This is a genomic window from Microbulbifer donghaiensis (assembly GCF_900129095.1).
In the GTDB taxonomy this organism is placed as follows: Bacteria; Pseudomonadota; Gammaproteobacteria; order Pseudomonadales; family Cellvibrionaceae; genus Microbulbifer; species Microbulbifer donghaiensis.
In genome coordinates this window covers 98162-124102 of the sequence record NZ_FQVA01000007.1, presented here as the reverse complement: position 1 = coordinate 124102, position 25941 = coordinate 98162, and the positions used below count along the sequence as shown (strand labels likewise).

Here is a 25941-nt window from a genome sequence, read left to right as displayed (position 1 = left end):
TGCAGGCCGGCTGCGCAGAATCGTCTGACGGATAACCTGGGCGATGGTAATTCACCGATGCAACCATCGCACGGAGAGACAGGCCAATTAATCCGTTACAAATCAGGACTGGGATTCAATCCTTCCTAGCGCCTGCCTGATTTCACCCAGGATCATCTGCCTCGCCCTCGACTCGTCCACATCGGGAATGTTCCACTCCATACCCCTTAGATATTTATCGACAAGATGTGCGACATCTTTGTCCAGCGCTTTGCGGCGCCTATCCATTTCAATTTCTTCCATAGAAGGCATAAGACATCTCCGCACAGAATCCGCGTTTTAATCACGAAGGATTGGAAAGTTATCGACAGACTTTTATCGAGGGCGCGGGAGCACTGAAGCTGCAGCGCAGCGGATTCGAATACTGCAGCACTGTTTAACCTTAGTCGGACTGGCGAAGCCGGCACTCGCCGGCTTCGCTTCTCGATATTCATGCACTACATCTTTTCTTTCATCTTTCTCCCTTCAGCCTTCATCTTGGCATCGACCTTGTGCCATTCGTCTTTCAGTTTTTTCCGGAATTTTTCCTTCGGTGCCTTCTGACATGCTTCGACAACCATCGGAGTGACGGCTTCGGTACCCTCAACATCGAAAAAGCTGTCTTCCGGATTACCGCCTTTTGAGAATGCAGTTGCCCAGTAGACCGCTTTCGGTTGGTACTCAGCGTCCAAGGCTAAAAAATCCTCACAAGTCCAGTTCTTCCCCGGCTTGTGTTTATGCTTGTCCGCGACGGCAACTGAAGATGCGAGCCCTGCTATTACCAGGGCAAGTATGAAATATCGGCTCTTCACAATGATTTCTCCACGGTATTGCAGGGGCACGGCCCCGGGAATATCGACTGCAGTTGGAATCTAGAGATCGGCTATGCGAGGCGCCGATAACGACCGGCCGGCCACAGCTGCGACAAGCGCCGCTCCGGTCCTCAGATACCAGGACTAATGACTACACGTCCCTCTGACAAAGGCACTCAAGTCCCTAGAAAGGATAGACGCGGATTTCATCTATTTGGCAAGTTTCCGGAAAGAAATTCCCTAACCAGACTCAAGTCTCTGTACGCCCAATATTCCGCAACACAATGGTCATTTGGCCCCAAAGCCAGGCTATTTTCCGGCTCCCTGCGCGCGATCCAGCCAGCCGATCATTGCGTTGGCTGTAACACCATGGGCGATCACGCTGAGGAGAATGGTACAGGCACAGGTCACGACAATGGTGTCCCCCTCGGGCAGGCCAAGATTCAGGACAATCACGCCGAATACGATGCTCGCAAGCCCCCGCGGTCCGAACCAGCCAATAAAGAGCCTTTCACGCCAATCCGCCCGCGTCCCGGCCAGGCAAAGAAATACCGGCACTATACGGACTAACGTCAAACTCAGAATGGCATACAGGACAACCTGCCACGTCACCTGATCGTAAACCTTGCCGAGTACCGCGGCACCGAACACCACCCAAGTCAGCATGGTCAAGGTATCTCCCACCCCCTCAGCCGCCCTGATAAGCTGAGGCTTTTCCGTTTTTGCGAACCATCCAAATAGAACTCCACCACAGAAAGCGGCAATAAACCCACTTCCATCCAACCACTGGGCGAATCCAAAAGTTCCGAGCGCCATAGTTACTACCGGCAACTGCATCCAGGTTTCCGTAATCCAGTCATGGTCGGACGCGGTCCGCAGAATAAGCGCCATAATCGCCGTCATGGCCAGACCGACAACCAGCCCGGTTCCGAGCTCTCCCAATGTCAGCTCCAACGCCAACTCCGGTGTCTTGTCGGGCGCGGCAGCACCGGTGGCAAGCGCTATAAAGATGAACAGAATCGGGACACACAAGCCGTCGTTGAGACCGCTCTCAAAATTGAGCGATTCGCGAATATAGGAAGGCACTTTGGGATTGCTGACCACTGGTTTTCCCAGCGCGGCATCGGTCGGTGCCAACACTGACGCCATGAGCAGAAGTTCGAAGTGATTCAGGCTGTCGAACAGCAACAGGCCGCAAAGGTAGCCCATGAGAATTTTCAGCGGCAAGACAAGCAGTAGCAGCCGCCGCGGAATGGCTATCACTTCGCGCACGACAGACAGATCCGCCTCCGCGGCATCGCTAAACAAGACCAGAGCCAATGCGGATGCCGCCAGTATTCTCAGTCCGTCAGAATCAATCGCCAGGTCCAACAAACCCAGTCCGTATCCGCCAAGAACCAAGCCGGAGAATGTGAACACCAGAGCCCCGCTGAAGGGCGTGCGCGCGGCGCGCCGGCTCACCACGCTGTAGAAGAACGCGAGTAACGTCAAAATAGTCAGATTGGCGTAGCTCATGCCCCTGTCTCACACTAAAGAGAAGCGGACTCAAGTTAGAAACATAGTTGCTCAGGTCGCTACTGCCCCCATCAGATATCTTGCGGCGAGCGGTTAACGAGGCATTGCACTAATCTAACCAAGATTCAATCAGGCAGCCGACATGACGATTTCGGTGCCACTTACAGACAATGAGTGTCGATCCTTCCCATTGCGCAACGGATAAACCGCGACACCTCGACAACTTGGCGAACTGACCGATATGCGGCGGAACGCAGATGCGCAGACGTGAATTGGCGAAGCATGGGAATATCGGATGCCAGTCCTGTCCCTGATCAGAAGTCCTGAAGAGATATCCCAGGTAGTCTCCTGGTCAGCGGAGATCGCATTAGCCCGAGACCTGCCGCTGCACGTCCTGTGCTGGCATTATTCTCCAGTTTCGATCACCGACGAGGATTTCCACAGCCGCGATTTAACAGACGCGATAGAGCAATTTCTGCGAGATCAGGATCAGTCACCGGCATTCACTCGCCTGGCGAAGACTGCCAACCTGGAAATTCAGGAACTGGGGCATCGCGATGCGGCGGAGTGCGCCATCCAGATAGCCCGAAATACGGAAGCGGAGCTGATTGTCGCGGCCGCTGAGGATCCGACGGGGAAAGATGGCGCGACCTATCTCTCCAACCCCCTGCTGCGAAACGCGCCGTGCCAGACGTTGATCCTGTTCGGTGGATTCGAGCGCTCCTGCAAGCCACAAAGGTTTTTTGTGGCCGCGGCCGATAATTCACATGATGGCGCTTCCCTGTTTTTGGCCAATCAGCTGGCGGAATCATTCAATGGCGAAGTAACCCTCGCCCGAACGGAAGCCGATTTTGAAGAGGTCAATATCGAGGTCGGACGGCGCGATTTAAAGCAATTGATGCGGGACACCGGCGTCGAAACCGCCGAGCGAATCCATTGTCGTGTTTTTAACGAAAGAAAACTCGGAAAATATATCCACGCAATGGATAACCACGATCTGGTCTTGATGGGAGCCAACTCGAATGATGTCCAGACCGTACTCGAATTGACGAAACACCCGACGATTGCCATCGTCAAGCGCGGGCCAGCACTGCGCCCATGGCGTCAGCACAAGGCTGGCGAAGGCTGGAACCCGCTGATCAGCCCGTCGGATTATGCCGATCTTCTCGAGGCGCTGAGACGGGGCTCTCAGCTCAGCCTGGATTTCCTGACCATGCTGGGACTTGCGGCAGTCGTCGCATCCATGGGCCTGTTGCAGGATTCAACCGCCGTAGTCATCGGTTCTATGCTGCTCGCGCCGCTGATGACGCCCATGCTAGGTTGCGGGCTGGCGCTGGCGCAGGCCAATCCGCAAATGGGCAACAGCGCCTTACGCTCCGTGGGAATAGGGCTGACGTTCACCTTGGTAATCAGCCTATTGATTGGCATGTTCACGCCCGGCGCCGAACTGACCACGGAAATCTTTGCCCGTGGCGACCCAAACCTTCTCGACTTGGTGACCGCCGCCGCTTCAGGCGCTGCCGCCGCTTATGCTTCGGCGCGCCCAAATCTCGTTGGTTCCATCGCCGGCGTCGCCATTGCTACCGCCCTGGTACCACCGCTCTGTTCAGCCGGTATATCACTGGCCTATTACAATTTCACAAATGCTCGTGGCGCGGCCTTGCTGTTCACCACTAACTTTGTCGCTATTGTGCTCTGTGCCGCAGCTACTTTTCGTATCATGGGCATCAGGACGGCGCGTACGGGCTCCAAACAACGTCGATGGGTGGTAGGGACAGTAGCCGCCATGGCTATAGCCGGCCTCGCTCTACTGGTACCGCTGCAATTGTCTCTATTGAAAAGTCTATTACAGGGTAAACCGCAACCGAATTACTACCCACTGTCACGGTCTGTCATGAATGCACTGGAAGACTATGTTGAAGACGACCCGAATGTAGAGATCTTCGATGCAGGCCGACCGTCATCACCCTTTCACGCTGCAGATGTTGTGCTCGTACTCGGTGCTCCGTACGACTTGGACAAGAAGTACGCTAACGACCTGATAAAAATCGTCAGACAGGAAATGCGCAACCCCAAGCTCAGGGTTGAGGTGCATTTGATCAGGGAGCTTTGGCAGGTAAACAGTCAATAAACGGGCGGCTCAGAGCTTGATATTGCCAGCCACTGCGTTAATTACCACACTGTTGCTGATCACCTATTCCCTGGTATTTGCCCAGCAGAACAGCGGCGATCCCGGTTTGCCCAGCGCCACGACTTTCAGAGGTGGTAGCAGCATCGACACTTCTACTTGGGGGGCTTGAGCTTTTTATGAGCCCCCATCTGCCATTGTCTACCCCGACACTATGGAAACAAGCTAATCCCAACACCCGGCCGGTGATTTTGTACCGGCTGGGTATACATATTGAAGCGGGTCGCAATCACTGTCAGCTGCCTGACTGCCAACGGGGTCGGCAGTGATGGTGTAGCCATTCCCTGCGGCCACTGTTACCGCAATTGTATAAAAACCCTCTTCGCTGGTCGCAGTAAAATTCAAACTGCTATTCGCCGCATCCGCGCCGCAGTTGTCCGCAGCCGTAAGTGTCCCCGCATAGAAGCGGCAGTTAGCGCGAAATTTCTCCTGTGCGAGCTGCAGCTTAAGGAGCGCCGCTATGCCGTCCGCGCGACGGGATTTCCTTACCGAATCCTGGTACGACGGGATCGCGATTGCCGCCAGTATCGCCACAATCGCGATTGTGATCAGCATTTCAATAAGGGTGAAACCTTTACTTTTCATTTTTCGACCCGCAGCCATTGCCAATTAGCACCAAAACCGTATCGTCCGCTACAGGGAGCAATGGTTCACATTATTTTGAATATTGATGTCCAGCTGATTGAACCCAGTAATATCCGTGGCAGTGGCGACACCACTATCCAGCACTAGGGTTCCGCTAGTGGTAGCCCCCTCCTCGGGACATAAAACGCCATCGCTCAGCGTAAACGTCAAGGAGCCATCCCAGGCAACGTCTGTAAAGGCATCGGTAATACATTCATAAGACAAACCGGCATCACCGAGACGACATACGCCACCACTGATTGTTACAGTCTCGAGCACCTTTGATGGGTTTGGCGTAGTGACCCGACCTGAAATACGCGCATAATTACCGACAAAGCAGTCGATATTTTGGTTTGTTTTATTTTCACCCACCGATGTCAATTCCAACGGGCTGGGATCGCAAAATAGCTTCAGCTCATTCCCGGTAGCACTGGTGGTGATCATGCCATTCCAACCGGTTCCCCAGTCGTAAACATCACAGGCGTAGCTCGCCTGATAGCCCGAGCCACCGGCATCGAATTCACTCAACAAACAGTTGCCCGGCCCATCCGAGGTGTTCACGCCAATGGAGGAAAGTATATTCTCTATATCCGCAGACAATACAGAGGAATCAGTCACATCCACATCCACAACACCGCTGACAATATGGAGCGCCACAGGTGGATCAGTTGGATCATAAGGGCAAGTTAAATCGTGACCGTATTTGCTGCTGTCATAGCTGTCGAGATAGCCATTATTGAGGCACACGAAGTCATGCGGGTTTTCCTGGAATAGATCGCCGGGGGTGTCACTGGTAGCATCCGCGCGTACCATTACTCCCTGGGAGATACAATTGCTCCCCTCTGTACTATTTGTAGACATTGACGAAACGACAAAATCGTGTGAATGATCACTTGTATCTGGATCCGGCAAAACAATTCCGTCTCCAATCCCGTAGGATGTATAGACATAGTCGCCACCTGCGGTGGTGACAGCGGCGCCGCTGCTGTCTTTTTCATAAACCATGCCCCGGTAGGTACGGCGGACAGCGATGACCGGCGCATCCCAGTGATCTGTCGAGACTGGATCGCCCTGACAGACCTTATCCGTCTGCTTAATACCACCGGTAATTAACAATCCAACATTGCCGTGCCAGCCTCCGCCGAGATAGCAGGTGTAATGAAAATAGGAATAGTCGCCACTGCTGCTTAGCAAATCGGTGCCGGTAGCATTATCGATTGTTTGCGATGCACCAAGTGAGTCGAAATAGTAGCGCGTACAATAAGAGGCATCTGATGCTTGAACAAAGACATCTTCGGGATCAAGCGATCCCTGGGTGGCATTATCGATATAGACTTTGCCCTTGATTTGAACGAAATCCTCGCAGTCCTCACCAGCCGTATTACATGCATCTTCGAGGGTAAGTACAATCTTCTGGCCGGAAACTACACTCTTGTCCTCGCCGGAAATGTACATCTTCGTTCCATCGCCATTAGACGTTGTGGGCGCACCATCCGGCACCGTCCCCTTGCCTAACTTGGCTCGCCCCGTCGGGGATGGCACCAACAAATCATCTCGATCAACTGCCAGAGTACCTGCGGCACCGGGCGGGATAAACGTCAACTCCGTATCCAGGGTAATTCCCTGTGTCTTCCCAGTGGCATCTTCCCATTCGACAGTTACTGCGACGGTACGAAGATCCCCGTTGGCGGTGATCGTCTCCTTGCGGGAAAAGCTAGCATTGACGCCATCGATTGTCGCCAGGTTGAAGTCCGTATCGACGGGATAGAGGGCGTTGAACTCATCCAGTGATTCGGCTTCATGCATATAGTTGCGCATATCTTCGAGACGGCCCTGTGCAATTGCCAATGCCTCTGTTCGGGATTTGCTCGCGGCACTAGTGCCAAAAAAGTCACCTTGCAATTGCCCTAGAGCCAACACGCCAACTGCCAGCACGAACATTGCGATCAGCACCTCAATAAGCCCAATGCCTTTCGCTTGAGTAAGGGACTTAAACGCTGGTCTTGAATTAAACATTAAACCTTCCCGCTTAATGAACGCATTATTATTAAAAGTCTTTCCAGGTTCCGGCCATTCCAACCCGGACTCCGGCGTTCTCCAAATCCGCTAACACATCAGAGTTGTACCAGACATCCATACTGCCGCCCGCATTACTGGACAAATCCCCGGCAATGACAATTGCACCCATCACCGTCATATTTCCGGTAATATTCACATTTCCGGTCACAAAAACCAGACCAGTAAAATTTGGCGTACCGTCAAAATCCGCATTTCCGTTAACGATAAGAATCGACGGTTCACTATCGGCAGGTGTGCAGGTTTTATTACCCGTGACCTTAACGGTGCATCCGACGGAAGTGTTGTTTACGAAGGATGCATCTCCTTCCACCCATATCACTTCGTGCCCAGCAAGTTGGACATCTGAATTCACCTCGGCCGGCGTTGTCTCCAGTGTTACCAAGCCGGAACTACGATATGCGTCGGGCGTCATGCCAAAGAAGTTCTGGAACATCTCAGTGGGCGTGAGATTGCCGAGACTGGAATCGTTTTCGATTACGTCGAGGCCTACAGTCACTTTGTTGGAGGAAGACACCGTTGAGCAGGTCATTGGGGTATCCATACACAGCGGGTACCCGGTATCACCCATATCGGGGACCTCGGTCGCCGTACTGTTATTTGAACCCAAATCGACGTCAGCACCGCTCCAAATCGTACTGTGACCTTCCTGGTTGTGGACTGTCGCAGAACCGTTGATCACGACAGTTCCTTTGGAAATCATAGGGTTTGACGGGTCATTGGGCAGCGGATCGACAACACCCAGCAACTGACTGATTACATGTGTCGCAGAGCGATCATCACTAAAGCCGGTCGCGGTGACAGCAATTTGATTGCCAGTCTGGACAGCCGCTACGTTAACGCTGCCCCGGCCGACAGTTGCTGTACTGCTGTCACCGATACCGTCATTATCGGTATCGAAAACCGGATCGATCACATCATCATCATCTCGGTCGGGGCCATCGCCAAAGTATGTCAGTGCTGTTGCAAGGCCTGCTTCAGCAGCTTCGAATGCCTGCTTGGCTCGCCCGTCATTGTTAGAGAGCACTTGCTCCTGACGCACAAAACTGAATGTCGTCAGGGTTGCAATGACGGTGAGGGCTAAAATTAATATGGAGAAAATCAGCGTCGACACTCCCTGCTGATGCCGCAGGGAAGAAAATATGAAACGAGAGTTCTTCATCACCGTTTCCTCACCAGATCGTTCCTGACTCTGACCGTCTGACTAACAGACATCCTTACATCGGAGTCATTGACTAACTCTCCCGTAACAGCGATTGCGATCTGGCGCGTTTCCACCGTGATATCACCACTGGCAGCTGTTGGCACTGAATCGTAACAATCATATTCCCTGTCATCATCGACACCGCTATCTCCGCCGTTGTCCAGACCGTCTGGCTCGCGAATATTCAGACAGGTAGAGGGAGCAGTAGCATCATCGGTATCGAATGTCAGATTGGTGATTCTGATCAGATTTCCGTCCGTAACATCCTCCCAGACATCGCCTGTATTGTTACAGTAATCATGTCGGGCATTAGTGGCCGAGCTGCGCAGGCGAATTTGCACAACACCGTTATTCAGCCTGAAGCCGAAGATATTCCCATCATCCAATGTGCCATTATTGTTCGAATCATATGCGTAGAGGATGCATTCACCGGAAGTGCTGATGCCATTTGGATCAGCTACGGAAGGTCTAACGCTCAGGGCGGTAACATCCACCGTATTAAACGGATTCTGTGTCGGATCTGATGCAGCATCCCGCCAATAGCCCGCGCGACGGACATCCTGCACCATCACGCTCATTAGCGTTGTCATTTCCTGGTTCAGGCGACTGGCAGAAATAGAAGCGCCGCTATTGATAACCGTTGTCACATAAACGGAAGAGGCAGCTCCAAGAACGACAAGCCCAATAGTCAGGGATATCAGCAGTTCAACCAGGGTAAATCCACGCTGTTGTTCAAGTCTCATATCAGCAGTCTCCGTCGTCGGACGGAGCCCCGTCCCTATAACCGTTTACACTCCCATCGGGCGAGCAGATTCTGACTTGCCCCAATAGGCCAACCTTGATCAGTAACTGCCGGCCACCGTTTGACTGCAACAGGATTTGGCCGGTGCTGACGTTTCCGGAGTTTTCCATCGCCGTGCCGCGAATAGGTTCGAAGACAATTCTGTTCGCATTGGTGAATTCGGAAAGCGTCATGTCGATGTCATCGTGATCGGCATCGGTGAAACGCATGAGAACTTTATCCGCTGTATCAACAGCACCATCAATGCCGTGCACAGTGCCATCACCATCGTCGACAACCAGGGTGCAGGCGTCATTCTGCGAAGCATCTGTTTCGGCCGTGTCGCAGGTGCCGGTATTGGTGTCGCTGAGACCATAGGACCAGGTGGAGGACCCATCGGCAGAAAAATTGACCCCGACTTCCAATTTACGGCTGATTGCTTCGGAGCGTGCTCGTTGTAGGTGGGAATAGACTTGCTCACTGGCGCCCTTCAGCTCCAGTGCATCGAAGAGGTTCCTGAGACTTGGAACACCGAGGGTTAATAAGATGGAAGCGATCACAATCGTGATCATCACTTCCAAGAGGGTAAAGCCTGGGTCGACTGCTTTATTGATATTATGGGGGCGCACCGAAAATCACTCCTTGATATTAGCGTTGGCGGACAGCTCTCCAGAGTTGCATTTACTCTCTGGCGGTAGTCGAACACCTTTATCCAGCGCTTGGGCTGCGGCAGACGACTTGTCAAACCACAACAACTGAAAAAACAGTTCCGGGGCGATCTCAGGCAATCATTGCCCTGCCCCCTTCACGCACTGGCGCTTTGCGATGCTTCCCTGCAACGCAAGGGTTTATATTAACGCCATTGCTTAACTTCGCAATTTTTTTTTGACAAATCTCACATTTTGAACTTCTACAGTGCCCAACCTGTTCAAAATTCGGCCGAAACAACCCAATTTCTACCGATCTGCTTTGGTCTCCCAGCGCTAAGCAGACCAAGACTTACCTGTCTGACCCGCCCTACCTGCTCTTCCCAGTGCGCCCTTCTGCAGGTGACTTACATCAGCGGCTCAAGCAAAGGCCTTGAATACCTTAATCATCCCCGCTCACTCCAGGCACCCAATTCATCTTCACAGCTCAATTTTTCCCGCGCTCGATAATTTTTTTTACCCCCGCATCCAAATCCGATCCTCGGGCGGTCAATAGAATCAGTGGCAACGGGCATTCACCGCTGATCCGACTCAGTCCGGCTTCCGCTCCGTGGTCAACTGTTGGGAGTTCGTGATTTGATGGGACCCAAGCCGTAAGAACGGCCGCCCTTGGCGAATTTTGTAATCCAGGCAAGATGAGACAAATGAAAAACAAATATTTGAAAGCTGCGGCGCCGGTTGTGGTACTCGCAGTGGGTTTTGGGGTTGTACAACTGATGGCCGCCACCAAGCCGGCGCCAGAGAAGAAGGAAGAGGAACAGCGCCTGGTATCGCTGATGTACGCCGAGGCCCGGGAACAGGCGGTGCACCTCGCGGTGGCGACCCAGGGTGAAGTTCGCCCTCACACCGAAATAGATCTCACCCCCCAGGTCGCCGGTCGCATTGTCGCAATCTCCGACAGCTTCGCCGAAGGTGCCGGCTTCGAGGCCGACGAGACACTGATTCAACTGGATGACGCCGACTACCGGCTGGCTGTGGCCCAGGCGGAAGCCGGCGTGGCCCAGGCCGAAGTCCTGTTGCTGCAGGCGAAGGCGGCGGCAACCATCAAGCGCCAGCAGTGGCTCTCCATCAACCCGAACAGAGAGCCGACGCCACTGCAGGTCAACCAGCCCCAGGTCGAAGAGGCCGAAGCCAAGCTGCGCTCTGCCAAGGCGGAACTCGCCGATGCCAAGCTCAACCTGGCGCGGACACAGATAAAGTTGCCCTTCCGCGGGCGCGTGATCAACCGACAGGTGGGCGTGGGCCAGTATGTGACCGCCAGCGCTGCGCTGGGCCGTGTATTTGCCACAGATCGCGTCGAAGTTCGCTTGCCGCTGACCGACTCGCAATTACTGGAGCTCGACCTGCCGATGGGCTTCGTCGCCACGAGCGAACGCCCCGGGCCACAGGTAACGCTGTCCGCCCAGGTCGGGCGCGAACAGCACCAGTGGTGGGGCCGCATCGTGCGCACCCAGGCGGCGGTGGACCAGCAAACCCGGCTGATCTATGCGGTGGCTGAAGTAGAGGATCCCTACGGCAAGGGCGCCAGCAGCGGCCAGCCACTCGCCGTCGGCCTGTTTGTCAGCGCCGAGGCAGAAGGCGTGCAGGCGCACCAGGCGCTGGTACTGCCGCGGGAGGCGCTGCGCAATGCCGACAAGGTGTATGTGATCGATGAGAACAATCGCCTGAATATCCGCACCGTGGAAGTGCTGTCCACCTCCGAAAACCGTGTGGTCGTCGCCTCCGGCATCGCGGATGGCGAACGGGTGGTGACCTCCACCATCGCCAACGCGGTAGACGGCATGGAAGTTCAACCCGTCACCCAGCTGGCACGGAAGTAACGGAGCGCATCTATGAACAAGTTGATTGAATGGTGGGCGCGCAACAGTGTTGCCGCCAACCTGGCGATGGTGGGTATTTTCGTTGCCGGCATCATCGGCTTCGCCAGCATGGAACGGGAAATGGATCCGCAGGTGCGTTTCCCGGGCCTGGAGATCCGGGTTTCCTGGCCGGGCGCCGCGCCGCAGGAGGTGGAAGAGCAGATCGTCGCCCGTATCGAGGAGGCGGTCAGCGACCTGGACAATATCGAATGGGTGCGCTCGACCTCCTCCGAGGGCCAGGGCGAGATCTATATCCTGGCGGAGTCCAACGTCGACTTCTCCCGCTTTATGAACGACATCAAGATCCGCGTCGACGGTATCTCGTCTTTCCCGCGCGACATCGAACCACCACAGGTACACCAGTGGGTGAACCGCAACGAGTTTATCCGCGTGGCGGTACACGGCGACCTAAGTGAGCGCGAACTGAAGCGGCTGGCGGAACAGCTGCGGCGCGAGGCCGCCACCCTGCCGGCAATCTCCGTAGTGGAGCTGTTCGGCACGCGCATGGAAGAGGTTTCCATCGAGGTCAGCGAAATGGCACTGCGCCGTTATGGCATGACCTTCCAGGAACTGGCCGACGCCATTCGCGCTAACTCCCTCAATCAATCCGCCGGCACCGTGCGCACCGAGGTGGGCACCTACCAGCTCAAGGTGCGCAACCAGGCCGATACCGAGCAGGAATTTGCCAATATCATCGTGCGGCAGACGGCGGACGGCGGCACCATTCGCGTCGGCGATGTTGCCAACGTGGTGGACGGCTTCGAGGACAACGAAATCCTCGCGACCCTGAACGGCGAGCCGGCGGTGCTGCTGCAGGTGATGACCACCGAGACCATGGACATCGTCACCGCCTCGGACTCGATCCGCAAGTGGATCGCCGAGCGCAGCGAGACACTGCCGGCGGGCGCCAGGCTCACGCTGTGGACCGACAATGCCGAAGACTTCAAAGGCCGCATGGAAACCATCGGCAGCTCTGCCTTCCAGGGGCTGATGCTGGTACTGCTGGTGCTGGTATTCAGCCTGCGGCCGAAAGTGGCCTTCTGGGTGGCCATCGGCATCGCCACCGCCTACGCCGGCGCCTTCGTGTTGCTACCCAGCGTCGGCGTGTCCCTGAACATGCTGTCCACTTTCGCCTTCCTGCTGGTGCTGGGGATCGTCGTGGACGATGCCATTGTGGTCGGCGAGAGCATCCACAGTGAGTCCCACAGCCCAGAGCACGCAAGCGATCGCAGTGGGCGCCTGAATGCGGCAGTCCTCGGCACACAGCTGGTAGCCAAGCCGGTAATCTTCGCCGTCGTAACGACAGTTTTGGCCTTCTTGCCGTGGATTTTTATCAGCGGTTCCACCAGCGAGTTCACCCGGCACATCACCTGGGTGGTGATTCTCGCCCTGCTGTTTTCCCTGGTCGAATCCCTGTTTATCCTGCCGGCGCACCTCCGCAACCTGAAGCCGCGCACCGAGCTCGGCCGATTCGGGCGCGTGCAAAAACGCATTGCCGACAGCATCGTTCACTTTGCCCAGAATCACTACCGCCGCATCGGCCAGTGGGCCGTCGATCGCCGCTACCTGACGCTGAGTATCTTTATCGCGGTATTGATGATCGGTTTCGGCATGTTTGGCAGTGGCTGGGTCAAGAAAAGCTTTATGCCGGACATCGAGTCCGACCAGATCGTCGTCAATGTCGTCATGCCCGAGGGCGCCCCCTACAGCCGCGCATTGGAAGTGCTGGCGCAATTGCAGGATGCAGAGAAGCGCCTGGAAGAAGAAGTCAACCAGCGCACCGAAGGCCAGGGCGTGCTGATCGAGAACTGGTATACACGCTCCCGGCGTGACAGCGTGATCGCCATCGTGCAGCTGGCGCCGCCGGAAATGCGCGACATGTCGGCCAAGGATGCAGCCTTGCGCCTGCGGGAGCTGCTCGGTGATGTACCGGACGCGAAGGAAGTTTCGGTGCAGTACTCGCTCAACGATAATGGCCCCGGCTTCGAGCTTTCCATCCGCCACCCGGACCTCGATGTGCTGCGCAGCGCTACCGCGGAGCTGGAAACCCAGCTGCGCACTTACGGAAGCCTGTACGACGTGCGCAACAACCTCGAAGGTGCCTCCGAGGAGATTCGCATCGACCTCAAACCGGGCGCGGCGAAACTCGGGCTGACGCTGGCGGAGGTCAATCGCCAGGTGCGCCAGGCCTATTTCGGTGAAGAGGTCCAGCGGCTGCCCCGCGCCGGACAGGACGTCAAGGTGATGGTGCGCTACCCGCTGGCCTCGCGCCGCTCCATCGAGAGCCTGAAGGACTTCCACGTGCGCACTGCCGACGGCCGCGAAGTCCCGCTGCTGGCGGTAGCGGATCTCGAATACGCGCCGGGCATCAAGCGTATCCAGCGCTGGAACGGCAATCGCGCAGCACGCGTGATGGCGGACCTGAAGGACGATGTGCGCGGTGACATCATGGACGACCTGAACGAAAACTTTTTCCCCGAGTGGGAAAAGCGCTACCCGGGTATCGTTCGTGGTGCCGTGGGCCAGGCCGAGGGCGAGAAGCGCTTTATCCAGGAAGTGCTGGGGCTCTACACCATGGCGTTCTTCGCCATGTACAGCCTGCTGGCGGTGGCTTTCCGCAGCTACTTCCAGCCGATACTGATCCTGATCGCCATTCCGTTTGCGTTCGTGGGCGCCATCTTCGGCCACGGGGTGATGGGCATGACCATGGCCATCTTCAGCTACTTCGGCATCGCCGCGGCCGCGGGCGTGGTGGTCAACGATAACCTGGTGCTGATGGACCACAGCAACCGCCTGCGCGACCAGGGCATGGATCCCATGAAAGCGATCGTGGAAGCCGGCGTAGCCCGTTTCCGCCCTATCCTGCTGACCACGGTCACCACCATTGTCGGCCTGCTGCCGATGATGATGGAACGCAGCATTCAAGCCGCCTTCCTGCAGCCCATCGTGGTGGCTTTGGCGTTCGGCGTATTTGTGGCCTTCTTTGTCACACTGCTGCTGGTGCCGGCGCTCTACACGATCGGGCTGGATATCAGTGCAGGCGCTACACGAGCTAAAGAGTCCGTAAAAAGCAGGATGGTGGCGCTAACCGCGAAAGCCTCAGCCAACAGTTGACTGGTGACCGGAGCCGGACAACCGGCTCCGGCCTTTGCATAGCTACGCGCTAATTTACGATGCTCGCAGCTGAGCAATTCTCACCTAACTGCCGCTATAGGGCTCCATCAAGTACCCGAGGGAGTCCTCCCGCGCAACATCCCTGTCTTTCGTGAACATGGACGGAACAAGATCCTGCAATGCAATCACCTTGCCGTCACGGAATCCAAAATACTTCTCGGTTACCAGCCTGTCACTGTTGTCCAGCACCGCCAGCTGTGGTCCCCCGGGGCGCGCGTAGGCGATTACCGTACCCTTGGTGATACATTGGAAGTTAAAGTGGTCGAACGAGCGAATAAACGAGAAGTCCCTGTCCGTGTTCTCATCGAAATCGAAGTCAAAATCGCAGTAATAAGGTACCTTCAAACGCGCCACGGTATGGTAAATGCGGCAATCGTCTAATGGCGGCTGCTTGTTCACTCCCGCGACCAGCAGTTTTTCCAGATAGGTAAATAGATGCGCTATGCCCTCCGGCAATCCCGGCAGCCCACATTCCAGCGTTACCGAGGGGCAAATTTTGGCAAAGGCGTTGGAGTTAACTTCGTGCGGTTCGGTAAAGTAAATCACGATGTCGGTGAAGCCATCAGCAAGACGCAGGAAATCCGCCGAGGTTCGATTCACGCAGGCGTAATAAGGGTTTCGGCCCGTGGTATTGTGGATATCGATATTGGCGATCACCCCTCGATCGCGGGCATGGCCAAGAACCTCGCGCGCCATTCGCGCTTCCGGAGTCTCGCCCCCGCCCCAGATCCGATTGAAATCCGGCTGCCCTGGCAGGTGCCGGATTCCCTGCGCTGCCGCCGCCACGTTGCCGAAAAAAATTATCAGCGAGCGCGGCAAATTATGGCGGTACTTCTTTAGCAGTCTCTGCAGAGCGAAGAAGCCCGTCGTTTCGTTACCGTGCAGCAAAGTACTGATCATGAGTGGTTCTTTAGCAAACCCTTCGAGCGAAACCAGTGTTGGTCCGCCGAAGAGTTGCCAAAGGTTGCGCGGGTGGTCGACTTGGAAGAAAGCTTCAGGCAGCGTCTCGAGATAACTAAGCTTCACTTTTCCACTCATGTACCGGAATATCCTGTTTCTGGTACTGGTAATAGGCTTCCAGCAACCTCTGGAAATTCGCCCCGTTTGTATTGATGTAGGCTCGCTGCCAGTTGGACCCGTTCTGACCGCCAATCACGCGCGGGCGAATAATTCTGGTGACATAGGTGTAGATATCTTCCGGATCGACTCCCAGAGACTCCAAAGCCTCCTCCGCGGGACCGATCAATTCATCCAGCACTAACCTCTGCAGATTCCAGAGCCTGCCATCAATCCACTCCACCTCGGCATTCAGACCATACTTACAGGCCTGGAAGAAATTCCTTTTCACCGCGGCAAACGGCAGCCGGTCTTCGGGTGCCTCGGGCATTCGCGCGAAGTAGGTTGCCAGGCCGAGGAATAGCGCAGTATTGGCGACCACATCGGGCATAGAAGGCCCGGATGACGGCACCCGGTGTTCAATCCGCAGGTGCGGGGTACCGTCGCTGCCAATGCCAATCAACGGGCGGTTCCAGCGCCAGATAGTGCCATTGTGCAGGCGCAGGTGACTGAGTTCATCCGGGGCGCGATCATAGTTATCCGGCAGCAAAACCGGGTAACCATCCAGGTTTTCCAGAAATAGCTCCAACAGGGATTCGCGCACATAGCCATTACCGAGGGAAACCCGCTTCGCCACGGAACCATCCAGATTGCGGAAACTGCCGAGGTTGACTGCCTGCTCAAAGATCGGGATACGGGTCTCACTCCAAAGCGCCTTGCCATACAGGAACGGCGAGTTGGCGGCGACCGCCGCCATGAACGGCGAGGTAATCGTAGAGGCGTTGAAGAACCGCTTGCCCTCGGCAAGGGACACCTGCAGATGCACCTGTACCGAGGTCGCCGCCGCCTCGAGCATGATGTCCGGGTGAGAGACCCGCAGCACCTCCTTGCCCTCCAGAGACAATACCGTGGGCTGATTGCGCCGCAGTTTCATCACGCGGTTGTTCAGGGCGAAATACCGTTTGTTGGGATAGATATGCTCCAGCGTGAGCATATTGGCACGGATGGTCGGCAGTGATCCTATCGCGATGGCGCGCAGACCCATGGACTCCGCTTGCCGGGTACAGCGCTGCCAGAGTGAGGACAGGCTCCGATGCAGATCGCTGAACACCGTCTTCCGGATCGGCGCGGGAACGCTGTTCAGCTCAAAGTTGAACCGCGAAATCTCCGGTACCACCAGCTCATCGTTTACCTGCGCCAAAAAGGCCTCGCTCTCCGGCGCTGGCACAAAATCCAGGTCCGTCAGCCATCCCTCGAGTTCGAGCCCACACATCGGGCTTTCCGGTACCTCAAATCGTTCCTGCTTAAACCAATGATTGAGGATATTGGTCTCCGCGCGCAGCCTGCGCAGAAATTCCTTTTCGTCTGCATCGCTGAATTCTGTGGTCGCTATTTCCTGGCCCATAGGAAGCTCCCGGTAGTCCCCGTTTTAGCTCGTACGCTGCCAGCCCGGGCTCGCCGGGCAGCCATATTTCATAAAGCCAGCATACTGCAAAGAGGACTCAGTCAGGGGCTGGGAGCGGCATCTACTGTCGCGTAAATCACGCTTCCCTGATCTGGATCAATTAATGGCACCACGATCAACTAATCCGAGATATGGCCCCGCCGGCTAAGGGCAACGAGGTGTTTCCTCCGATATGGAAGACGAGGCGTATAGCCCTCCGGCTGGTGCCGCTAAGAAGGACACTATTTTGGACAAGGCGTCGGATTTTTCCGCTTTTTTATTCCGATGGAACAGGAAATTCCGGCATTTATACCAATCGACAGCGGGTAATAAATCTACTATGACGTCAAACACCGAGAAGGAGGAACCTGAAGATATTTATCGTGCTAGTTTCATTTTCTATGAATTAACAAGCGACCGATTCGTCGAACAACTTCTTGAGATTTTTCGAATGTGATTGCGCCGACTGTCTGTCCGTCACCATATTCATCCAAGTACAGGAACGCGAAAAAACACTGCGATGACTGAGGTCCTGCTCAATTCTCTGGTACCGATTTTCGCCGTCATGGCACTCGGTTATTTTGCCGGCTGGATCCGCGATATCGACAACCGCCATGTCTCGGAACTGAACGCCCTGGTGATGGACTTTGCGCTTCCAGCCTCCCTGTTTGTGGCCACAGCGTCCACACCCCGCTCGCTGCTGCTGGCGCAATGGCCGCTGCTACTGGTCTTCCTCTTATCCATGCTCGTGCTTTACGCGCTGTCGTTCTGGATGCAGCGCCGCTTGTTTCGGCTCGGAGCGAGCGAGGCTGCGGTACAGGCCCTCACAATCGCCGCCCCCAACTATGCGGCCGCGGGCCTGCCCCTGGTTGCCGCCGTGTTCGGTTCGAGCGACACCATTTATGTCGCCCTCGCAATCGCCACCGGCTCGATTGTGCTGTCGCCGCTGACACTGGCCATTCTCGAGGCCAATCAGGTAACAATGGGCGGACAGATGACTCCCGCTGCGATTCTGCAATGCACCGGCCGCTCACTACGCAAACCCATCGTGCTTGCTCCCCTCGCCGGAATGACGTTCTCCTTACTTGGAATCCCCCTCGCGGAGCCGATCAAAGACTCCTTTCAATTGATCGGCCAGGCGGCCGGCGGCGTCGCCCTCTTCCTGACCGGGCTTATACTGTCCGCGCAGAAAATTGTATTTAGCGCTAATGTGCTGAGCGGGACCGCGCTGAAGAACCTTGCCCATCCCCTGCTGGCTCTCGGGTTGATCCTGGCCCTGCCGATGGAACACGACACTGCCCGCGCCGCACTGCTGCTGTGCGCCCTGCCCTGCGGCTTTTTCGGCACCTTGTTCGGCTTGCGCTACGGACTTAAATCCCACCTGCCGGGATCAACCCTGATTGTCAGCTCACTGGCCAGCATCGTGACATTGCCGATTGTGCTTGTACTTACGGAGGGGTGGTAATGCCTGGTCAAGCGGCGATGCTGCCGCTCAGATTGACAGGGCGTCCGACGGGTCATCGGGGACTAGCTTATCTGGGTGTCACTAATATTCAGCCGACTTGCTGACGCCGCTGCCCGATGTTCTGGCGCCCGATGGTTGCGCTTATCGCCTGGCTTCCTGTCCTGCGAACTCTAGGCGCCACGCGATTTATTAACCACCGCTTCATGCTGTCGCGCGTTTCGAATGCCATCGACAAAAATGGACAGCTGCTAGACAAAAGTTCCAGGGAATTACTCGGCGATTTATTGAACGATACCGGTGAATTTATTGATGTTCAAAGGAATGGATAAAGGCATCACTTGAATGGTCGCCGCTACATCCGATATTCGATTCGACGGACAGCGGCGACCCAGTGCATTGCCACCAATATTTATTGGCGTTGAGAGTCCAGCTGTTCGTTGTTCGTGACAACTTCCTGAGCCTTGGAATAGCTCTCAATCAACAGTTGATAATGCGGGAAAATCTGTGTGTACACCGCCGCCCATTCTTGGGCATCATCGCGGTTCCAGGTCTTCTGAAGCTCCGATGCGACCGCGCCGGTATCAATCGGAACTACACCCGCCTGCATGACACGTGCCAGCGTGATCTCTTGGGCCATCTTAGAGTAAGTACCCGAGGCGTCCACCACGGCAAACACTTTGTATCCTTCATTCACTGCACTAATCGCAGGAAAGGCCATGCACACGCTGGTAATGGTACCCGCGATAATGAGGGTCTTACGCCCGGTTTCCTTTACTGCCGAGACGAAATCCGGATTATCCCAGGCATTGATCTCGCCCTTCCGTGCCACGTACTTGGCATGCGGTGCGTTGTCGTGGATCTCTGGAATCAGTGGTCCGTTGGGTCCCTGTGGCACCGATGCGGTTGTAATCACCGGAATCTTCGCCAGTGAGGCTATCTTGGCCAACACGGCAGCATGTGCTCGCAGTGTCGTCATCGGCATATCCTGCACTGTCTGAAACAGCCCACTCTGGTGGTCGATCAGTAGCATTGCCGCGTCATCCGGATCTATCACCGGGCGGGCGCCATCGAAGTTTGCAATTGTGTTGGGGAAGCTCATTGTTGCTACTCCTGATGTCTAGGGACAGTAGTTCGAGTTGAATTAAGTATCGATGGAAGCGGCGCGCTAAGGCGCCGCCGTTACCAGTTATTTACCGGAAGTTTGCTCGGTGTAACTGCTAATGAGGTTGCGGTAGTCGGGGATATGGTTGCTGAACAGAGTTCCCAGCCCTTCCACATCATTACGCCAGTCGCGGTGGAGTTCACATGCGACGCCAAACCAAGTCATCAGTTGCGCGCCAGATTCCGTCATGCGGCTCCAGGCCGAGTGACGCGTGATCTCATTAAAGGTGCCAGAGGCATCCGTCACCACGAATACATCGAAACCCTCTTCAATGGCAGACAGTGCCGGAAACGCAACGCAGACTTCCGTAACAATACCGGCGATCAACAGTTGCTTCTTGCCAGTGGCTTTCACCGCCTTAACGAAATCCTCGTTATCCCAGGCATTAATCTGGCCGGGGCGGGCGATAAAAGGCGCATCCGGAAACTTCTCCTTCAGCTCCGGCACCAGCGGGCCATTCGGGCCATCCTCGAAGCTTGTGGTCAGAACAGTGGGCAGCTTGAAGTACTCAGCCAAGTCCGCCAGTGCCAGCACATTGTTCTTGAACTTGTCCGGATCTATGTCGCGAACCAGTGACATCAGGCCGGCCTGGTGATCCACCAGCAAGACGGCGACGTTGTCTTTGTCGAGTTTTACATAGGGTTTGCTCATCATTGTTTCCTCATGGTTGACAAAATGTTGTGAGTCTTAGGGAAAAATCAGCCGGCCTTAGGCTCGAAGCGGCCGCGATTAAAGTCTTCCATCGCCTGGGCTATCTCGGCCTCGCTGTTCATCACGAAAGGACCGTAGCCGACGATGGGTTCGTCAATCGGCTGCCCCGAAAGAAGAAGCACCATCGCGTCAGTGCTGCTCTCGATTTCGAACTCCGTGCCAGCCGTGTCCAGGGCTACCAATTGCGCATTCGCAGCTCGCGTGTTTCCGTTCACTTGGATGGATCCGTCCAGCACCACGAGTGCGGTATTCCAGCCTTCAGGTACCGACATCCGCGTCCTACCACCCTCTAGTAAGCGCAGGTCCCAAACGTGCATCGGGGTAAAGGTGCGCGCCGGACCTTCATGGCCGGCATAGTCCCCTGCGATCACGCGCACCGTGCCAGCGCCGTCATTCAGGGCCACCTCGGGAATGTCACCGGCGGCGATATGCTGATAGCCTGGCGCAGTCATCTTGTGTCGTGACGGCAGGTTCACCCACAGCTGCACCATTTCGAGGGTTCCACCGGCGCGGGTGAAGGCTTCAGAGTGAAACTCTTCATGCAGGATGCCGGCACCTGCGGTCATCCATTGCACGTCACCGGGACCAATCACGCCGCCCTGACCGGTGGAATCGCGATGGGCTACTTCTCCACGATAGGCAATAGTCACGGTTTCGAAGCCCCGGTGCGGGTGTCGCCCGACGCCGCGTGGTCGCGATGCAGGTTCAAAATGCGTCGGCCCCGCGTAGTCCAGCAGCAGAAACGGGCTCAGCTGCCGACCGTGGCTCTGGTAGGAAAAAAGCGACCGCACCGGGAAGCCGTCGCCCACCCAATGAGGCGCGGGTGCGCGCAGAATGGATGTAACCTTTTTCATGAGTGTCCTCCTCGGGGAACCCCCCTTCTAGTTGCCGTAAAGGATATGCGCAGGACAAAGAGTCGTGTAGATGGCAAAATTGGGCCTCAGCGTTCCATTTTGTGAACAGCGGGATTGATATGCAGGATCTCAACGACCTCTACTTCTTCGTGCAGATCGTCGAACACGGCGGCATTACGGCAGCCAGTCGGGCCTTGGTGACCCCAAAGTCAAAACTGAGTCGAAGGCTGGCAGGCCTTGAGGAACGGCTGGGAGTGCGCCTGATACAGCGCTCAACACGCCATTTCGCCGTGACCGACATAGGCCAAACCTATTACGAACACTGCAAAGCGATGTTGATTGAAGCTGAGGCGGCCCAGGAGGCGATTGAAATGACCCGTGCCGAGCCTCAGGGATTGCTGCGGGTGAGCTGTCCGGTGGCGCTATTGCACAGTCTTGTGGGAGAAATGCTGGCGGAGTTCCTGGCGATGTACCCGCGTGTCAATCTCCATTTGGAAGCGACCAATCGCCGGGTCGACCCACTGGAGGAAGCGATCGACATCGCGATTCGCGTCCGGCCACCACCGCTGGAAGACAGTGGTTTGGTTATGCGTGTTCTCAGTGATCGAGGCCAATGCCTGGCCGCAAGTCCGGCTCTGCTCGCTCAAATGGGCCAACCGACAACACCACATGATCTCGAAGCCTGGCCCAGCCTGGCACTGGGGGGAGCCCTACAGCACTACACTTGGGAACTCTTTACCGAAGATGGCAGGACTGAGCGGGTCGAGCACTCACCGCGCTACACCACATCCGATATGACAGCTCTGCGGCGGGCTGCCGTTGCTGGTGTTGGAGTGTGCCAATTCCCCGTCATGATGGTGCTTGATGAATTGTCTGACGGAGCCTTGGTGAAAGTGCTGCCAGAATGGAGTCCCCGCCGCGAGATCATCCACGCGGTATTTCCCACTCGACGCGGGTTACTTCCGTCGGTGCGAGCACTGATCGACTATCTTGCAGACCGCTTTGTGGCACTGGAGCAGGACTGACTAGTAGTTACGATCAGAAATTTGCAGGAGCTCTTTGTAGTTGCCGGTCTCCTGCCTCAAGTTCACCCTAAAAACGATACTGCAATGTCAGTCTCGCAAATCTATCTCTTCAGAGGGCCCCGTTTCGCGTAAGAATCGACCGGGTCGCAGGTGTGTATAGATGGCGGTAGAAACCAAATTGCGGGCGATTGTGTATCTGGAAGTTAGAGAAAGTGCTTGGCTTACTTCGTGCGCACTGCTGCCCTCCGGAAAGCGGATAATCTGGCCGCTGGGACCGTATACGCCGTCTTCCATCTCCAGTCGCCAAAAGAGATTGATGTCTGCGGTGAATACCCATCGGTCTTTCAACTGCAAGTCGACAAACGTATGAAAATTATAAAAATTCCTCGGCCCCAATACGGCTGCCTCAGAAAAGTAGTTCCCGCGTGGAAATAGCAGATTCAGCGTACATCACGCCACCGACAGCCTGTCTCTGAGGTGGATTAGCTCAGACCAAATAATTCATCCTAGATTATGGCAGCGCCACTGATAAAGATTTCTCCCGCTTTGGGAGTGGCCTTTTCCTTTGCAGACATCCAGGAAAAGGCCATGTGATAAAGGTTAGAATAAGTTTCTTATTTTCTTCACCAGTTTTCTCCCCTTGCGCTTTACAAACCTATATGCGCTTCTACCTCCATTAACAATATCACCCACGTGGACACGAGAAGTGCCACCGCCTACAGGTATGTATTTCCCCGCGATCCGCGTGTAGCTCACACAGGGAGCGGCACTAAAATACGTTGCGGCCGCTGTACCGGCGATACGACCGGCGGCAGAAACGCCGCGAGATAACACCGCTTTTGCCATCCCGCGCACTAATTCTCTATCGCAATCGCAATTCAAGTAGCCTTTCTTCGAATAGCACCTGTCGTGCTTCATACAAACCCTGTCGACTGCATCCACTGGCGTACCGCCGGAGTGGCCCGGACCACACCAGTTGCCGTACACCTTCACACCCTCTGGCTCGACTATCGCTTCTCCTGCAACTGCATTGGGGAAACTACCGCAGGAGCATTCACCTTTTCCAACTGCAGGAGTTTGAATTCCCTGTTTCATATTTTCGAAAGCATATTCTTCCAGGGCCATGACATCATCGCGGAGCTTGTCGACCTCGGTGGCGAGAGACAAGATAAGCTCTTCCTCGGTAAAGGTCTCCTCAAGCGGATCAATAAGAGAGACGTTAAGTTTGTCTAAAACCTTACGTATGTAACAGGCTACAGCATGCTCAGCGGCAGGGCTTGGATTGGTCTCGCCAGCGAAGTGAAGGCCAATCGCAATACCGCGTTCTTCATCTTCGGTCTTTGCCATCCAAAGTGACCCTGAGTCGCCCCCCATACTAATTTCGCCACGATCCGCGGGATAATCTGGATCCGGCTCAACCTCGAAACTATAAATCTCTCTGATGCCAGTATTGATTCCGTAATATAGTTTCGTGACAACGTCGACACGACTGATAATCCCGTGGGTGACACCAGTTGTACGACCGGATTTCCAGACTTTGTCGCCGAGTTCTGGATCGGCAACTTGCTCTGCATGCAAGTCCATGCCCAAAATAGTCTCGTCATATTCTCGGTCTTCAATCGTACAGACAGCACAATCTCCATCACGGCCTACATGACTTCGTACTAATGAACCAACTTGATCCTGTGCCATTCTTCCACCGTCGTATGGTCCCGGCTGTAAAATAGCATCGCCTATTTCACCGTCATCTCCTTGCAGGACGTGCCAATTAGAAAGAATCATCGGATCGCCGGTGTCGTTATCGTAGACAACAGTCCCGAGTGTTCCTGCTGACTCTCTGTAGTTAGATACACTGATTCCTGGTGATAACACGTCATTACGCTTACGACGAATTAGATAGTCAGGAACGTCCTCTGGCACGAAGGCACGGTCAAAGCGCTCAATAATCTGCCACGACGGCTTGTATTCACGCTCCAGAATATCTGTTGGTACGGCACTGCCATCTTCTAACGTGCACTCGGGCGTAATCGGATGAGTGGCGATACCTTCCGCCTGCAAAAGTCCGGGATCGCCCTTTTTTTTGACTGTGAACTGAATGCAGAGATCATTTGACGGTTCATTCGTTTCTCCATATTTCTTGTAGCCAATACCGATGGAAGTGATATTGGGATCCTGCAGCCACCGATCGCGATGGGCATCAAGATAGCGTCGAACCATTTCGATTGAAGGCGCTGACTTCTTTTTTACTTTTGCCATTTTCAAACCTCGATCTACTTATCTAGATAAACAGTAGAACTAAAGACCAGTAACGCTCATTTATCGAGCATATAAATTCTAAAAAGTGGATCATTAGTGAGTTTGTCCGTCACCAATTTTCGAAAAAATTCCAACGCCTTTTTTTGAATTTCGACGACGGTTACCATGCCGTTTGGCGTTTCGAGACGCAGCTGTTCCGGTGACGGGTGCTGCTTTGTGGTTTTCTTTGCGTAAATTCAGAAACCCGACCGCCACCAGCAGTCAAAAATGACGGTACCGACTCAGAACGATAATCAGCTGGCGTCGAACTAGAGAGTGGAATAGTGCGCAACCAAAGAAATCAGCAGATGAAGAGGCGTAAGATGTGCCGCAGGGTGAAGGGCTAGGAAGTAAAGCGCGCACAAGGCCCGGTCGACTCAGTTGCTGGCCAATAACCGGGAAGCTCAGTGATTTACAGCATCATTGCCGCCAGTAATTAAGGAGGGAATAGCTTCGCTCACTTGTCTCCAGGGCTGCACGCCTCCGGCTCGAACGGGGGGAGGCTCATCGACCCTCGTCGTCGCTAAACGAAAAAGCCCGGCATATAGCCGGGCTTTCAGGATCTCGTCATCGTTAGTACAAGCCACACGAAGGGATTAGCTTCGCTACGCTCGCTGGTCTCCGGCGCTACGCGCCTCCGGCTCAAACGGGGGTTCTTTGGAACGCAGATCGGACTCAAGCTCCGGAGGGATTGACTCAAAACACGCTAGGGCGTGTTTTGACCCTGCGGGCTCGGCGCTATTGCGCCTCGGTCCCAACTCGCCTTCGCGAGTTGGTCGAACCCGCGAGGGTTCTCACCCGCCCGCATCGCCACTAAACGAAAAAGCCCGGCATATAGCCGGGCTTTCAGGATCTCGTCGTCGCTCGCACGAGCCCCACCAAGGGATTAGCTTCGCTACGCTCGCTGGTCTCCGGCTCGAACGGGGGTTCTTCGGAACGCAGATCGGACTCAAGCTCCGGAGGGATTGACT

The 25941-nt window shown here is 55.3% G+C and carries 20 protein-coding genes; 5 read left to right on the top strand and 15 right to left on the bottom strand.

All coding sequences use genetic code 11. From position 1 onward, the window contains the following. Positions 1-102: 102 nt before the first annotated feature. The 3 genes from BUC36_RS16965 to BUC36_RS16955 form a co-directional block, all read right to left on the bottom strand. Entirely contained in the window at positions 103-291 is a 189-nt protein-coding gene (locus BUC36_RS16965) for a hypothetical protein (RefSeq protein ID WP_073277397.1), read from the bottom strand. A 185-nt stretch (positions 292-476) separates the two neighbouring features. Next, positions 477-830 (bottom strand): acid-activated periplasmic chaperone HdeA, encoded by a 354-nt coding sequence (gene hdeA / locus BUC36_RS16960; RefSeq protein WP_073277395.1) that lies wholly within the window; start codon positions 828-830, stop codon positions 477-479. A gap of 309 nt (positions 831-1139) precedes the next feature. Beyond that, complete coding sequence (locus BUC36_RS16955; RefSeq protein ID WP_073277393.1) at positions 1140-2345, bottom strand: cation:proton antiporter; 1206 nt, start codon at positions 2343-2345, stop codon at positions 1140-1142. A gap of 295 nt (positions 2346-2640) precedes the next feature. Between BUC36_RS16955 and BUC36_RS16950 the strand changes: the two genes are divergently transcribed. After that, positions 2641-4476: a DUF389 domain-containing protein gene (locus tag BUC36_RS16950; protein WP_073277392.1), complete on the top strand. Its 1836-nt coding sequence runs from the start codon at positions 2641-2643 to the stop codon at positions 4474-4476. A 222-nt stretch (positions 4477-4698) separates the two neighbouring features. Here the strand turns inward: BUC36_RS16950 and BUC36_RS16945 are convergent, their stop codons facing one another. From BUC36_RS16945 to BUC36_RS16925, 5 genes are read right to left on the bottom strand one after another with little or no spacing between them, the layout of a single operon-like run. Then, positions 4699-5118: a type IV pilin protein gene (locus tag BUC36_RS16945; protein WP_084536220.1), complete on the bottom strand. Its 420-nt coding sequence runs from the start codon at positions 5116-5118 to the stop codon at positions 4699-4701. 48 nt (positions 5119-5166) lie between these two features. Continuing rightward, complete coding sequence (locus BUC36_RS16940) at positions 5167-7173, bottom strand: type IV pilus modification PilV family protein (RefSeq protein ID WP_073277387.1); 2007 nt, start codon at positions 7171-7173, stop codon at positions 5167-5169. 31 nt (positions 7174-7204) lie between these two features. Next, the gene (locus BUC36_RS16935; RefSeq protein ID WP_073277384.1) at positions 7205-8395 is read right to left on the bottom strand and encodes a pilus assembly PilX family protein; all 1191 of its coding nucleotides are present in this window, start codon (positions 8393-8395) and stop codon (positions 7205-7207) included. Then, entirely contained in the window at positions 8395-9180 is a 786-nt protein-coding gene (locus BUC36_RS16930) for a prepilin-type N-terminal cleavage/methylation domain-containing protein (RefSeq protein ID WP_073277382.1), read from the bottom strand. Before BUC36_RS16930 ends, BUC36_RS16935 begins: the two co-directional genes overlap by 1 nt. 1 nt (position 9181) lies before the next feature. Further along, complete coding sequence (locus BUC36_RS16925; RefSeq protein ID WP_143187031.1) at positions 9182-9847, bottom strand: GspH/FimT family pseudopilin; 666 nt, start codon at positions 9845-9847, stop codon at positions 9182-9184. A gap of 722 nt (positions 9848-10569) precedes the next feature. Here BUC36_RS16925 and BUC36_RS16920 point away from each other — a divergent pair. Both BUC36_RS16920 and BUC36_RS16915 read left to right on the top strand, forming a co-directional pair. Next, complete coding sequence (locus BUC36_RS16920) at positions 10570-11745, top strand: efflux RND transporter periplasmic adaptor subunit (protein WP_073277378.1); 1176 nt, start codon at positions 10570-10572, stop codon at positions 11743-11745. 12 nt (positions 11746-11757) lie between these two features. Beyond that, entirely contained in the window at positions 11758-14898 is a 3141-nt protein-coding gene (locus BUC36_RS16915; RefSeq protein WP_073277376.1) for an efflux RND transporter permease subunit, read from the top strand. Positions 14899-14982: 84 nt separating this feature from the next. Here BUC36_RS16915 and BUC36_RS16910 read toward each other — a convergent pair whose 3' ends face one another. Both BUC36_RS16910 and BUC36_RS16905 read right to left on the bottom strand, forming a co-directional pair. Next, positions 14983-15996 carry a M14 family metallopeptidase gene (locus tag BUC36_RS16910; protein WP_073277374.1) on the bottom strand — a complete coding sequence of 338 codons (1014 nt, stop codon included), beginning with the start codon at positions 15994-15996 and terminating at the stop codon, positions 14983-14985. Beyond that, entirely contained in the window at positions 15974-17419 is a 1446-nt protein-coding gene (locus tag BUC36_RS16905; RefSeq protein ID WP_073277372.1) for a glutamate-cysteine ligase family protein, read from the bottom strand. Before BUC36_RS16905 ends, BUC36_RS16910 begins: the two co-directional genes overlap by 23 nt. Before the next feature lie 559 nt (positions 17420-17978). On the opposite strand from BUC36_RS16905, the gene BUC36_RS16895 reads away from it, so the two are divergent. Continuing rightward, positions 17979-18923 (top strand): AEC family transporter, encoded by a 945-nt coding sequence (locus BUC36_RS16895; RefSeq protein WP_073277368.1) that lies wholly within the window; start codon positions 17979-17981, stop codon positions 18921-18923. A 409-nt stretch (positions 18924-19332) separates the two neighbouring features. Here the strand turns inward: BUC36_RS16895 and BUC36_RS16890 are convergent, their stop codons facing one another. The 3 genes from BUC36_RS16890 to BUC36_RS16880 form a co-directional block, all read right to left on the bottom strand. Further along, positions 19333-20022: a hydrolase gene (locus tag BUC36_RS16890; protein WP_073277366.1), complete on the bottom strand. Its 690-nt coding sequence runs from the start codon at positions 20020-20022 to the stop codon at positions 19333-19335. A gap of 87 nt (positions 20023-20109) precedes the next feature. Then, positions 20110-20736 (bottom strand): isochorismate family cysteine hydrolase YcaC, encoded by a 627-nt coding sequence (ycaC, locus tag BUC36_RS16885; protein WP_073277364.1) that lies wholly within the window; start codon positions 20734-20736, stop codon positions 20110-20112. Positions 20737-20783: 47 nt separating this feature from the next. Next, positions 20784-21650 (bottom strand): pirin family protein, encoded by an 867-nt coding sequence (locus tag BUC36_RS16880; protein WP_073277362.1) that lies wholly within the window; start codon positions 21648-21650, stop codon positions 20784-20786. A gap of 119 nt (positions 21651-21769) precedes the next feature. Here BUC36_RS16880 and BUC36_RS16875 point away from each other — a divergent pair, with 119 nt between their 5' ends. Then, entirely contained in the window at positions 21770-22675 is a 906-nt protein-coding gene (locus BUC36_RS16875; RefSeq protein ID WP_073277458.1) for a LysR family transcriptional regulator, read from the top strand. 87 nt (positions 22676-22762) lie between these two features. Here BUC36_RS16875 and BUC36_RS19405 read toward each other — a convergent pair whose 3' ends face one another. Next, positions 22763-23113, bottom strand: coding sequence for an alginate export family protein (locus tag BUC36_RS19405; protein ID WP_407661788.1), 351 nt, complete (start codon positions 23111-23113; stop codon positions 22763-22765). Between the two features lie 162 nt (positions 23114-23275). Then, positions 23276-24931 carry a phospholipase A2 family protein gene (locus BUC36_RS19110; protein WP_200797309.1) on the bottom strand — a complete coding sequence of 552 codons (1656 nt, stop codon included), beginning with the start codon at positions 24929-24931 and terminating at the stop codon, positions 23276-23278. Between the last annotated feature and the right edge of the window lie 1010 nt (positions 24932-25941).

What these genes read in the sequence shown, in the direction of transcription:
- BUC36_RS16920 (WP_073277378.1), top strand. Translation starts at nt 10,570, where the DNA reads ATGAAAAACAAATATTTGAAAGCTGCGGCGCCGGTTGTGGTACTCGCA.
- ycaC (WP_073277364.1), bottom strand. Translation starts at nt 20,736, where the DNA reads ATGAGCAAACCCTATGTAAAACTCGACAAAGACAACGTCGCCGTCTTG.
- BUC36_RS16930 (WP_073277382.1), bottom strand. Translation starts at nt 9,180, where the DNA reads ATGAGACTTGAACAACAGCGTGGATTTACCCTGGTTGAACTGCTGATA.
- BUC36_RS16955 (WP_073277393.1), bottom strand. Translation starts at nt 2,345, where the DNA reads ATGAGCTACGCCAATCTGACTATTTTGACGTTACTCGCGTTCTTCTAC.
- BUC36_RS16950 (WP_073277392.1), top strand. Translation starts at nt 2,641, where the DNA reads ATGCCAGTCCTGTCCCTGATCAGAAGTCCTGAAGAGATATCCCAGGTA.
- BUC36_RS16910 (WP_073277374.1), bottom strand. Translation starts at nt 15,996, where the DNA reads ATGAGTGGAAAAGTGAAGCTTAGTTATCTCGAGACGCTGCCTGAAGCT.
- BUC36_RS16905 (WP_073277372.1), bottom strand. Translation starts at nt 17,419, where the DNA reads ATGGGCCAGGAAATAGCGACCACAGAATTCAGCGATGCAGACGAAAAG.
- BUC36_RS16935 (WP_073277384.1), bottom strand. Translation starts at nt 8,395, where the DNA reads ATGAAGAACTCTCGTTTCATATTTTCTTCCCTGCGGCATCAGCAGGGA.
- BUC36_RS16940 (WP_073277387.1), bottom strand. Translation starts at nt 7,173, where the DNA reads ATGTTTAATTCAAGACCAGCGTTTAAGTCCCTTACTCAAGCGAAAGGC.
- BUC36_RS16965 (WP_073277397.1), bottom strand. Translation starts at nt 291, where the DNA reads ATGCCTTCTATGGAAGAAATTGAAATGGATAGGCGCCGCAAAGCGCTG.
- BUC36_RS16890 (WP_073277366.1), bottom strand. Translation starts at nt 20,022, where the DNA reads ATGAGCTTCCCCAACACAATTGCAAACTTCGATGGCGCCCGCCCGGTG.
- BUC36_RS16895 (WP_073277368.1), top strand. Translation starts at nt 17,979, where the DNA reads ATGACTGAGGTCCTGCTCAATTCTCTGGTACCGATTTTCGCCGTCATG.
- BUC36_RS16880 (WP_073277362.1), bottom strand. Translation starts at nt 21,650, where the DNA reads ATGAAAAAGGTTACATCCATTCTGCGCGCACCCGCGCCTCATTGGGTG.
- BUC36_RS16875 (WP_073277458.1), top strand. Translation starts at nt 21,770, where the DNA reads ATGCAGGATCTCAACGACCTCTACTTCTTCGTGCAGATCGTCGAACAC.
- BUC36_RS16945 (WP_084536220.1), bottom strand. Translation starts at nt 5,118, where the DNA reads ATGAAAAGTAAAGGTTTCACCCTTATTGAAATGCTGATCACAATCGCG.
- BUC36_RS16915 (WP_073277376.1), top strand. Translation starts at nt 11,758, where the DNA reads ATGAACAAGTTGATTGAATGGTGGGCGCGCAACAGTGTTGCCGCCAAC.
- BUC36_RS19110 (WP_200797309.1), bottom strand. Translation starts at nt 24,931, where the DNA reads ATGGCAAAAGTAAAAAAGAAGTCAGCGCCTTCAATCGAAATGGTTCGA.